This is a genomic window from Candidatus Symbiopectobacterium sp. NZEC127 (assembly GCF_025962675.1).
In the GTDB taxonomy this organism is placed as follows: Bacteria; Pseudomonadota; Gammaproteobacteria; order Enterobacterales; family Enterobacteriaceae; genus Symbiopectobacterium.
Window position 1 is genome coordinate 1 of sequence record NZ_JAGFPG010000029.1, and the last position, 726, is coordinate 726.

General features: G+C 44.6%; 2 protein-coding genes. Both read left to right on the forward strand.

Annotation, left to right across the window (positions count from 1 at the left end):
• Positions 1–203: 203 nt before the first annotated feature.
• Complete coding sequence (locus J5069_RS23725; RefSeq protein ID WP_264623592.1) at positions 204–515, forward strand: hypothetical protein; 312 nt, start codon at positions 204–206, stop codon at positions 513–515.
• Positions 508–687 carry a hypothetical protein gene (locus J5069_RS23730; protein ID WP_264646114.1) on the forward strand — a complete coding sequence of 60 codons (180 nt, stop codon included), beginning with the start codon at positions 508–510 and terminating at the stop codon, positions 685–687. Before J5069_RS23725 ends, J5069_RS23730 begins: the two co-directional genes overlap by 8 nt.
• Positions 688–726: the final 39 nt, after the last annotated feature.

Consider the following 726-nt stretch of genomic DNA (forward strand, 5'->3'; position numbering starts at 1 on the left):
CGCGATTGTGTGCGTATACCGAAATGATGATGGTGAGTTGATTCACATCCGAGCAAGCAAGGTTGGTGATAACGGTATCAAGCCAAATGTATTTTACACGCTGAATGAAGACGGTGAATTTGTAGAGGCTTAATCGTGTATCTAACCAAAGATGATTTCTATCACATGGCGGTGTTTATACGCCTAGTTGGGAGTAAGTGAAGATGAGCAAAGAAACAGATATACCAGAATTTTTGGGGACCAATGGCCCTTGGGTTGCTTCGAAAAGCGATCGTAGCATCGGGCCTGTTTGCAAAGATGATGACCAGTCATACGGAATGATATTGCCGGTAGCATGGGTTGAGTTTGATTTGGACCATAAATGCCAGCGAGCAAACGCAGACCTAATCTCGGCAGCCCCAGAAATGCTTAAAGCACTGCAATTCATTCAGCCATGGATTCCAACGCAAGATGAAGAGGCGGTTAAATTAGTTGATTCTGCAATTAAAAAAGCTTTAGGAGGCGAAAGTGAGTAAAGAGACATGTGCTTACGAAGAAATAATTAATGCACTGGCCTTTTATTTGGGGGATGGCGTTCATCATGCCAGTGAAGCGTCGATTCGCGAGGTCATTGGTCAGGAGCATGATCCGATACAGGTGTTTGCCGATGCTCTCGATGACTATCGCGCAAATATTAAAACCGAGTAACAGCCCAAGCCGTTATTACGATAGCGGCTTTCATACCCA